The following is a 5,882-nucleotide window of genomic DNA, read 5'->3' on the forward strand; positions in this document are numbered from 1 at the left end:
ACGCCGACGGCCAGATCGAAGCCAGCGAAGGCGTGCACCTCATCCGCCTGCCCGAACACTACGGCGCGCTCTCCCCCATCCTCCACGTCGTGCCCCTGCAACTGCTGGCCTATCACACCGCAACCGCCCGAGGCACCGATGTGGACAAGCCCCGCAATCTGGCCAAGAGTGTGACGGTGGAGTGATGAGGGCGAGGCGAGCCATACCGTTTTTGGTTTGCGCGAGCCTCGCCAAAGCATCGTGCAAGAAGAAGCCGATGCGGCAAAAGCAGGCCCTATGGCTTGACTGTGACCAGCACAGCAATAACCAATAAGCAAGCGACAACGACAGTAGGGCTGTGCCTTAGCCAGGATGATTTGGACGCAGGGGCATTCTCCATGCGCTTGCGTAGCGTGGCCGTCAATACACCATGCAGCGCAGACAGGGCTACGACCAACACGATTTTGGCGGTCAGCCATCCCTGACCCAGCCATCCGCCCCATACTGCGAGGCCCAGGCCGGTTGCCCAAACGACCCCCAAGGCCGGCGTAGTCACACGGCGATCCCACAACAGGGCGACATGCGCAATACGCTTGTCGTTGGGTAGAAGCACTCCGCTCCCCAAAGTCCAGCCTGATGCCACAACCGCCAAGAGCGTAAGCCCGCCAGTAAAGATGAGTGCGGCCGCGATATGCAGGCTTTTAATCCAGAGGTATGTCATCGCAGGGCCCGCCAACTGTAGATGCCGCCGAAGGGCACGAATGCAGCAAGTAGCAACTTTGCTCCTGTCCGCCCCGAGATGCTCCCTGCCGCCATAGCTTGCACGACCATCCATCCAAAAACCAAAAATACAAATCCGTGGATGGGGCCCATCACTTCAACTGCGAGCGGGTATCCCGCCAGGTGCTTCAACGGCACGGCAACGAATAGCAATGCCAGCAGCGTGGTCGCCTCGACGAGACAGAACACACGCAATATCGAGACGCGAGGTTTGGGGGTGAATGCTGAGCCACTGACGCTGCTCTCACGATCTTGAAGAGTCATGCCGCCATTCTTCGCAAAACGCGTATAGTGGGAAAGTGGCTGAATTGACATTATTCGACTGTTTTCGGCCAATCCACAGCGAACCTACAAACCAGCAAGTTGATTGGTCAACTCAGCATGAAATCAACCCGAACCCAAGCGCTCAGACCGCACCGCATGGCCTGCCTTGCTCTGCCAGGCGTGTTGTCGTTTGATCTTGCGATGGCCTGCGAAACCTTTCGCCATGCGACCAGCCCGGCTGCCCACGCCTGCTACCAAGTGGCGGTGTGCGCAGAGCAGCCCGAACTGGATGCTGGCGTGTTCAGCCTTCGCATCAAACACGATCTGACGCCGCTGGAAACCGCTGACACCATCATCGTGCCGGGCATTCTTTTGCCGCAGATGTCGGTGAGTCCGACCGTCGTGGAGGCGCTGCGTAAGGCGGCTCGACGAGGGACGCGGATCGCCTCAATTTGCACGGGTGCATTTGTGTTGGCCGAAGCGGGCTTGCTGAATGGATTGCGTGCAACCACGCACTGGGCCGCGGCGCCTGAGTTGGCTCAACGATATCCCGTCGTCGACGTGGACCCTGCAGTGCTCTTCGTCGACAACGGTCAGATCCTCACGTCAGCCGGAGCGGCTGCGGGGCTTGATCTCTGCCTGCACATGATCCGATCTGACTTCGGTGCCGCAATCGCCGCCCATGTCGCGCGGTTGTCTGTGGTGCCCCTCCAGCGCGAAGGTGGGCAGGCCCAGTTCATTCCGCCGACAGCCGCGTCTACCGACAGAAACCTGCAGCCCCTGATCAACTGGGCAATGGCCAACTTGAATCAGCCGCTAACCATCTCAGCCTTGGCAGATCAGGCGCGCAGCAGTACGCGAACGCTGCACAGGCGGTTCATCGAGCAGTTTGGAGAGTCGCCCTCCCAATGGCTCATTCGCATGCGAGTACAGCGTGCACAAGAGCTTCTCGAGAGCACCAAACTTTCGGTGGAGCAGATCGTGACTGAGGTGGGGCTTGGGTCAACTGCCAATTTCAGGCTGCATTTTCAACGCATCTTGGGGGTGAGCCCAAGGCAGCACCGGAGGAATTTCGGCGGCCGTGACTACCGTTGAGGGTCGCCCCGACTCCATGAGTGATCCGAGCTGGTCAAGAACCTGCACTCGCCAAAGATTGGCCGCCATCGCAGCGCTCGATTTCTCGCAAAAGAACGGTAGGCTGATGATCGCCAAAGGCGGCGATCAAAGTATCCGAGAGCGCCTGCCGCAACTTTGCTTCTCACGACCGCGCTTCGCCGCCTGAGCCCAATGCGGCACCCTGCGCTACACGCATCACGCTGAACAAGGCGCCCAGCGCGGCCATGCCGGTGGCGACCAGCAGGCCGACCTGAGGGGCGTGGGCTCCGGCCACCAGATGAAACACCAGCGAGCTGGCCACGGCGCCCGCGGTCTGGCCTGAGAGCCGCGCGGTGGCTTGCATGCCGCCGGCTGCCGCGCTGCGTGCGCGGGGGGCGGCGAGCAGCATGTTGCGGTTGTTCGGCACCTGGAAGAATCCGAAGCCCAGACCGCATAACACAGTACTGGCGACGAGGGGCAGCAGACGCTGTTCCTGCGTCATCCAGGCGGCCAGCAGCAGGCCGGCGGCCAGACAGACGGCGCCAAAGGTGCAGAGGGCGGCGGTGGATACTCGGTCGGCCAGGCGTCCGGCGAGCGGAGCGGCCACGGCCACCGTCAGGGGCCAGGGGGTCAACGCCAGGCCGGTGACCAGCGCGCTTTCGCCGAGGCGGTTTTGAAAGTCGAAGACCAGGGCGACGATGCCCGCGATCTGCGCCGCGAAGCAACAGATCGAGGCGAACACCGACAGCCGGAACGCCGACACGCGCAGGAGATCGAGCGGAATGAGCGGCGCTTCAACCCGCCATTCGCGTGCGATCAGCGCTGCAAAGGCCGCGACAGCCACTGCCATCAGCACACCGCCTTGCGCGGGCGAGGCCGCGAGCCGGTCGACGCCGAGCACGAGCGTGGCAAAACCCAGCGCGTTCAGGGCCATGCTGGGCAGATCGAGCGGGCGCTGGCCCGGTGCGCCCTTCGGCAGCCTCCGCAGCGCCAGCAGGGTGATCAAGCCAACCGGCAGGTTGACGGCAAACAGCCAGCGCCAGTCGGCCAGCGACAGAATCACCGCGCCGATCGTCGGCCCGGCCGCTGAGGACAGTGCCACGGTCAGCGCGCTCCAGCCGATGGAGCGGCCCAGCATGCGCTGCGGCACGATGGCGCGCAGCAAAGCGGCGTTGAGCGCCATGATGCCCGCACCGCCCAGACCCTGAATGAACCGCGCAGCCACCAGCCATCCGAAGCTCGGCGCCATGACGCACAGGGCCGAGGCCAGGGTGAACAACGCCACCCCGCCGACGTACAGCGTGCGATGCCCGATCTTGTCGCCGATGGCCGCGCAGGGGAACAGCGCCATGACCAGGGCCATCTGATACGCCGTGACCACCCAGATCGCCTGCGACGCGCTGACGTGCAATTCGGTGGAAATCGTGGGCAGGGCGACGTTGACGATGGTGCCGTCGAGCACGACCAGCACCGTCGCGAGCAACACGCCAACCAGGGCCCAGAGCTGCCCGGGTTCGAGGGAGTCGCCTGCGCTGGTCTGCGGGCTGGGAACTGCTTGGGTACGAGGCAGCACCGGTTCGGGGGAAGAAGGAAGTTGCATGAAAAGTGTTGGGATGTCGCTGATATGCAGGGCACTCTATCAGTCGGGGATTAGTGGCGGAAGACGCAATGCCCGCAAGTTATAGTTGCATGAAACGCCATAGCTGTGCGACCTGCCCCGATGGACCTCAATCTGCTTCCCGTACTCGATGCGCTGCTGAGCGAATGCAGCGTGACGGCGGCCGCACGGCGGCTCAACCTCAGCCCTTCGGCCATGAGCCGGGCGCTCACACGCTTGCGCACCCTCACCGGCGACCCCCTGCTGGTGCGGGCCGGACGGGGTCTGGTGCTCACGCCGCATGCCGCGCAGTTGCGCAGCCAGGTGCCCGGCCTCGCCCGGCAGATCGAAGACCTGCTCAAGCCAGCCCGCCAAAGTCTCGACCTGACGCAGCTCGACCGCACCTTCACCCTTCGCGCCAACGAAGGTTTCATCGACGTTTTCGGCGGGCCGCTGGCCTCGGCCCTGGCGAGTCAGGCGCCACGGGCGCGGGTGCGGTTTGTGCTCAAAGCCGACAAGGATGCGCGCCATCTGCGCGAGGGCCTGGCCGACCTGGAGATCGGCGTGATGGGGCAGGCCGGGCCTGAGTTCCGCGTGCAGGCGCTCTATCACGACCGCTTCGTCGGCGTGGTACGCGCTGGCCACCCGCTGCTGGACGGTCCCGTGACTCCCGAGCGCTATGTGGCCTTCGGTCATGTCGTGACGTCACGCCGCGGGCGGCCGCAGGGGCCGGTGGACGAAGCGCTCGCGGCGCTCGGGCTACAGCGCGACATCCGGGTGGTGGTGCCCGGCTTTCCCGCGGCGCTGGCCATCGCCCGGGCTTCCGACCTGATCGCGCTGGCGCCGCAGTCGTTCCTGCGCGGTGGCACGGCGACGGCGGCACAAGGTGCGAGCGCCTTTCACGCCTTCGACCTACCGGTGAGCACGCCGGGCATCGCCATTTCGCAACTGTGGCATCCGCGCCTGGACGCCGACCCCGCCCACCGCTGGCTGCGCGGGCTGACCCGAGAAATCTGCCAGCAGCGGGACGCCATTCAAGATGCCTGATTCGGAATGCAGAAGGATGAAGGGCTCCTGAGCAACGCCATGCAACGGCCTCTCCCCCTCCCAACCTCCCCCGCGCTGTGGAGGAGTCGTGTTCGCTCCCTCTCCACTTGTGGGGAGGGCCGGGGTGGGGAGGCGCAGACTCAAACTTCAACGCGCTGGGCCGATAAGGCCTGCTCGGCGCTGCCCTAAATCCGCGGCGGCTCCTGCATCAGCGCGACCTGCTCGCGCAACTCCAGGATGCGGTCCTGCCAGTAACGCACGCTGCCGAACCAGGGAAACGCCGCGGGAAACGCAGGATCGCTCCAGCGGCTGGCGATCCAGGCGCTGTGATGCAGCAGGCGCAGGGTGCGCAGGGCTTCTACGAGATGCTTCTCGCGATCGTCGAACTCGCGGAACATCTCGTAGCCGCGCAGCAGCGCCGCGAACTGACGTCGCATGTCGGCCTCGTCGCCGGAAAGCAGCATCCACAAATCCTGAATCGCGGGCCCGCTGCGGCTATCGTCGAAGTCGACAAAATGCGGGCCCTCGTCGGTCCAGAGCAGATTGCCCGGATGGCAATCGCCATGCAGCCGGATCAGCGACACGTCCCCGGCCCGCGCATAGGTCTGGCGCACGGCGTCGAGCGCCTGATTGACGACGGCGAGCCAAGCGGCGCGCAGGTCTTCGGGCAACCAGCCGCCATCGAGCAACAAATCGCGCGACGCCACGCCGAAGGTCTGCACATCCAGCGTGGGACGGGCTTGGTAGGCACGCGCGGCGCCAACGGCATGGAGCCTGCCGAGAGAGCGGCCCAACCATTCCAGCGTCTCGTCCTGTTCGATCTCTGGAGTGCGCCCGCCCTGGCGCGCGAACAGGGCCAGCCGATGCCCGGCGACGGCATGCAGGGTGCGGCCGCCCAACAGCAGGGGTGGCACGACCGGCACCTCGCGCTCGGCCAGTTCCAGGGTAAAGGCGTGCTCTTCCAGAATGGCCGCGTCGCTCCAGCGGCCGGGGCGGTAGAACTTGGCGATGCGCTGGCTGCCGTCTTCCAGACCTACCTGAAAAACCCGGTTCTCGTAACTGTTGAGCTGCAGCAGCGTGCCGTCGCAGCGCAGGCCCAGGCTGTCGATTGCGTCGAGCA

General features: G+C 64.9%; 7 protein-coding genes. 3 read left to right on the forward strand and 4 right to left on the reverse strand.

What is annotated here, in order from left to right; translation table 11 throughout:
• The coding region (locus tag AC2VLV_RS06250) for a hypothetical protein (RefSeq protein WP_486989148.1) at positions 1-185 on the forward strand (185 nt) is incomplete at its 5' end.
• Between the two features lie 89 nt (positions 186-274).
• Here AC2VLV_RS06250 and AC2VLV_RS06255 read toward each other — a convergent pair.
• On the reverse strand, positions 275-814 hold the full coding sequence (locus tag AC2VLV_RS06255) for a CopD family protein (protein WP_486989149.1): 540 nt from the start codon (positions 812-814) through the stop codon (positions 275-277).
• Entirely contained in the window at positions 697-1,023 is a 327-nt protein-coding gene (locus tag AC2VLV_RS06260; protein WP_486989150.1) for a DUF3817 domain-containing protein, read from the reverse strand. Before AC2VLV_RS06260 ends, AC2VLV_RS06255 begins: the two co-directional genes overlap by 118 nt.
• Positions 1,024-1,140: 117 nt before the next feature.
• On the opposite strand from AC2VLV_RS06260, the gene AC2VLV_RS06265 reads away from it, so the two are divergent.
• Positions 1,141-2,118 (forward strand): GlxA family transcriptional regulator, encoded by a 978-nt coding sequence (locus tag AC2VLV_RS06265; RefSeq protein ID WP_486989151.1) that lies wholly within the window; start codon positions 1,141-1,143, stop codon positions 2,116-2,118.
• A gap of 163 nt (positions 2,119-2,281) precedes the next feature.
• Here AC2VLV_RS06265 and AC2VLV_RS06270 read toward each other — a convergent pair whose 3' ends face one another.
• Complete coding sequence (locus AC2VLV_RS06270) at positions 2,282-3,718, reverse strand: MFS transporter (protein ID WP_486989152.1); 1,437 nt, start codon at positions 3,716-3,718, stop codon at positions 2,282-2,284.
• Between the two features lie 120 nt (positions 3,719-3,838).
• On the opposite strand from AC2VLV_RS06270, the gene AC2VLV_RS06275 reads away from it, so the two are divergent.
• Positions 3,839-4,762: a LysR family transcriptional regulator gene (locus AC2VLV_RS06275; protein ID WP_486989153.1), complete on the forward strand. Its 924-nt coding sequence runs from the start codon at positions 3,839-3,841 to the stop codon at positions 4,760-4,762.
• 185 nt (positions 4,763-4,947) lie between these two features.
• Here AC2VLV_RS06275 and AC2VLV_RS06280 read toward each other — a convergent pair.
• Positions 4,948-5,882 (reverse strand): serine/threonine protein kinase (locus AC2VLV_RS06280; protein WP_486989154.1); only part of this gene is annotated, 935 nt, incomplete at its 5' end.

The organism is Thiomonas sp. TH-17 (assembly GCF_057473305.1).